We start from the raw sequence: 3,799 nt of genomic DNA, 5'->3' as shown, positions 1-3,799 counted from the left end.
AGGATGCGCAGATCTGGTCGATCGGGACGTCGGGCCAGAACGCGGCGTTGGAGGTGGTGCGCTGCGACTCGGCGCAGGTGATCGCGCCGGAGGGCGCCCGGCCGGGGCACCGCCGTGCGACGCCACCGCAGTGGGGGATGCGGTTCGGCGCCCGGCCGGAGCCGTCACCCGGCGGTCCCCCCTCACCGGGACCCGCCGGGAGCCCGGGTCACCGCGCGGGGCGGACCATGATGATCGACTCCAGCTTGTCGGTGCTGTTCCAGAGCAGCTCGATCCTGGTGCCGGTGTCCGGCACCTTCACGCTGCTGTACGGGTTCGAGGCGTCCCAGTACGAGTTGTTGTGGTCGTCGAAGACCGCGACGCCCGGCAGGCTCGGCAGGGCCGTCGGCACGTCGGCCCGGTGCAGGGTGAAGGCGTCGGTCGGCTCCGAGCCGAAGGTCGAGTCGTAGCTCTGCACCCGGGTGCGCATCAGGCTCCCGTCCGACCACCGCAGCGGCGCCGGGTGGGCGTCGACCGGCAGCACCAGGCCGCTGCCGGGGTGCTCGTAGACGTTGTTGTCGCTCTGCGAGGCGTCCCAGAACCAGACCAGCAGGCCGTTCTGGTACGGGAAGTGGTCGACCCAGCTCGGGCGCTGCCGGGAGCCGAACACGTACGGCCCGGTCCGCAGCGTGGTGTCGTACGAGACGTACTGGCGGTTCTCCACCAGGTAGTACTGCGGGTGGTCGACGGTGAAGGTGCCGGTGGTGCGGGTGAAGTCCCGGGCGGTCCAGCCGTCGTCACCGTTCTCGGCGCCGTCGGTGAACAGCGCGGCGCCGTCGGCGGTCACGGCGATCTCGTCCAGCGCCAGGCCCCTGAGATGGGTGCTGCCGTCGGTGGCGACCCGGAAGCGGATCTTGACCACGCGGCCCGCGTACGCGTCGAGCGGGTACACCAGATCACCCCAGGCCCCGCCGGAGGAGCCGTTCAGCGACGGGATCCCGCTGCCGTTCGCCGGGATCGGGGCGCCGCCGAAGCTGCCGGCGAGGGCCGTCCAGCTCGCGCCGCCGTCGGTGGAGACCTCGGCGTAGCCGTAGTCGAAGTCCTTCTCCAGCTCGTACCAGCCCTTGGCGGTCAGCCGGGCCGAGGTGCGGCCGGTGAGGTCCACCTCGCGCACCAGCTGGGAGTTGCGGTTGTCCGCGCTGCCGCTCCACCACTCCCGGGCGCCCGCGTAGGGCGTGTTGATCACGGTGGTGACGGTCTTCTTCGGCAGCTCGACCACCAGGGCCTGCGGCAGCTTCGAGTTGTACTCGACGGGGCCGGTGCGGTGCACCGACAGCTCGCCGGCCTTCGCCTTGTCGTAGGTGAGCCAGCCCAGTTGCAGCTTGCTCCAGGCGTCCAGGTCGGCCGGCCGGTCGCCGATCTCGTCGCGTCCCTCGCCCAGCCAGGAGCCGGAGTTCATCAGCGACCAGTAGCCGACCGAGTTGTCCACGCCGTGCCCGGAGGTGTCGTAGAGGTCCGGCAGGCCCAGGTCGTGGCCGTACTCGTGGGCGAACACGCCGAGGCCGCCGTTCTCGGCCTGCATGGTGTAGTCGCCGGCCCAGATCCCGGTGGTGCCGACCGGGGTGCCGCCCAGCTTGTTGCCCGCCGGTCCGGTGCTTCCGGAGCCCGAGCCGTAGACGTAACTGCGGTGCGCCCACAGGGCGTCGGCGCCCTGCGCACCGCCGCCCGCGGACTCGTCGACCCCGGCGTGCACGATCTGGAAGTGGTCCACGTAGCCGTCCGGCTCGTTGAACTCGCCGTCACCGTCGTGGTCGTAGCGGTCCCAGCGGTCGTACTCGGCGATGGCGGCCCGGATCTCCGCGTCACCGCGGCCCTTGGCCTTCTCGCCCGCCACCCAGGCATCGACGGCGTCCCGGATGAGGTCCTGGGCGTTGGAGCAGACGTTGTCGCCGCACCAGTTGGAGCCGTAACGGGCCTCGTTCCACGGGACCTTCACCCAGTCGGTGACGGTGCCCTCGACCGAGTAGCGGCCCGAGGACTGCCGCTCGTAGTACGTCCGCAGGGAGTCCTTGGTGGTGCTGAAGTAGAGGTCCTGGTAGTGCTGCCGGTCGTAGTCGGCGCGCCAGGCGGTGGAGTTGTCGACCGCGCGGTCCGGCCGCTCGATGCTGTTGTGCAGCGGGCCCGGTGTGCCCCCGTACTTGGGTTTGCCGTCGTGCTGGGTGGTGGTGTCGACCCGGTCGCCGAACTCGACCAGGATGGTGAAGATCCGGTCGGTGCGCTCCCGGGCGAGTTCCACGTACTGGCCGTCGCCCAGCTTCACCGCGGTGCTGCTGCCGCGCTTCTCGACGGTGGCGGTGCCCGCCACCAGCTGTTCGGTGGCTGCCTTCTGCCGGGCCTCGGTCTTCGCGGTCAGCGGGCCCGGCAGGTTGTGCTCCACGCCGCGGGTGATCTGGGCGTCGGCCGGGTCCCGGGTGAGCGGCGCGTTGTCGGCGGCCGCGGCGCTCCCGGGGAGCAGGACCGCGCCGCAGGCCGCGGCCACGGCGATCGCGGTGGCCGCCGCGGTCGTTCGGGATATCGTCAAGGTGCTGGTGTCCTCTCTCGTTCCGGTGCACCGGGCGGTGTCACCGGCGGATCGTGCACGGTGGTGACGGACCCCCGCCGCGGCGGGAACGGCTCCGTCGCCGCGGCGGGGGTCCGGGTTCAGGCGGCCGCGGCCGGTACGGGCACGGCGAGCACGCCGTGCAGGAGCCGGCGGCGCTCGGCGGGGTCGTCGGAGGCGAGCAGGGCGCTGAGGACGGCGATGCGGGCCTGGCCCGCGCGGAGGGTGCCGGTGGGAAGCGCCCCGGCAGCGACGAGGTCGACCGCCCCGCCGTTGGTGTAGAGCTCGGCGACCGGCCCGACGGGCACCCGGGTGGTCAGCGCCACCGGCACGCCTGCGGCGGTGGCCTCGGCGACGGCGGCCGCGAACGCCGGGGTGGCGTTCCCCGCGCCGGTGGCCACCAGGACGACGCCTCGGGCGCCGCCCGCGAGGGCGGCTCGCAGCAGCATCGGGTCGCCGTCCGAGTGGTGCATCACCATGTCGACGCGCAGCGGCAGTTGGGGCACGGTCCGGGGCGGCATCGGGATGGGCTCGGGCCGTGCGGGCCGCGTGCGCAGGGTGACGGTCCGGTGCCGGACCTCTCCGATCGGTCCGTCCTCCGGACTGCTGAAGGGATCCGCGGCCAGGGTGTGGAACTTCACCGTGCCGCGTGCGGCGAACAGCTTGCCGCCGAAGGCCACCAGGGTGCCTGCCCCGGTGACGGCGGAGGCGGCCAGCAGGGCGTCGTGGAGGTTGCGCGGGCCGTCGTCGTCCGGGTGGTCGAGCGGCTGCTGGGCGCCGGTGAACACCACCGGGCGGGGGTCGCGGTGGTGGAGGTCGACCAGGAAGGCCGTCTCCTCCAGGGTGTCCGTGCCGTGGGTGACGACGATGCCCTCCACGTCGTCCCGCTGGAAGAGCTGGTGGACCGTGCGCAGCAGGGTCAGCTGCCGGGCGGTGGTCATCAGCGGACCGTCGACCGTGCACAGGTCCATGACCTCGACGGTGATCCCGGAGGGGACCTCCACCCTGGACAGCACCTCGCGGCCTGCCGCGCTGGCCCGCCGGCCCGTCCGGCCGCGGCGGCCGGCGATGGTTCCGCCGGTGGTGATCACGACGATCCGTCCCATGCTTCTTTCCCTGTTCCTGTCGTGCTGGCTGGACTTCGCCCGACGGGGCGTCGGGCACCGGCGGCGGGGGCGCCGCCGGGGGCCGGGGCGGGCCGGCGGCCCCCCCCCCGGCGGG

General features: G+C 73.2%; 2 protein-coding genes. Both read right to left on the bottom strand.

The window, feature by feature from the left end:
* Positions 1–208: 208 nt before the first annotated feature.
* Positions 209–2,560, bottom strand: coding sequence for an immune inhibitor A domain-containing protein (locus ACWEQL_RS41605; RefSeq protein WP_452156705.1), 2,352 nt, complete (start codon positions 2,558–2,560; stop codon positions 209–211).
* Positions 2,561–2,679: 119 nt separating this feature from the next.
* The gene (locus tag ACWEQL_RS41600) at positions 2,680–3,684 is read right to left on the bottom strand and encodes an asparaginase (RefSeq protein ID WP_452156703.1); all 1,005 of its coding nucleotides are present in this window, start codon (positions 3,682–3,684) and stop codon (positions 2,680–2,682) included.
* Positions 3,685–3,799 lie beyond the last annotated feature (115 nt).

The sequence above is a fragment of the Kitasatospora sp. NPDC004240 genome (assembly GCF_053603215.1).
This window is presented reverse-complemented; position numbering and strand designations above follow the sequence as displayed.

Excerpts from the sequence above, each read along its gene's own strand:
- ACWEQL_RS41600 (WP_452156703.1), bottom strand. The coding sequence starts at position 3,684 with ATGGGACGGATCGTCGTGATCACCACCGGCGGAACCATCGCCGGCCGC.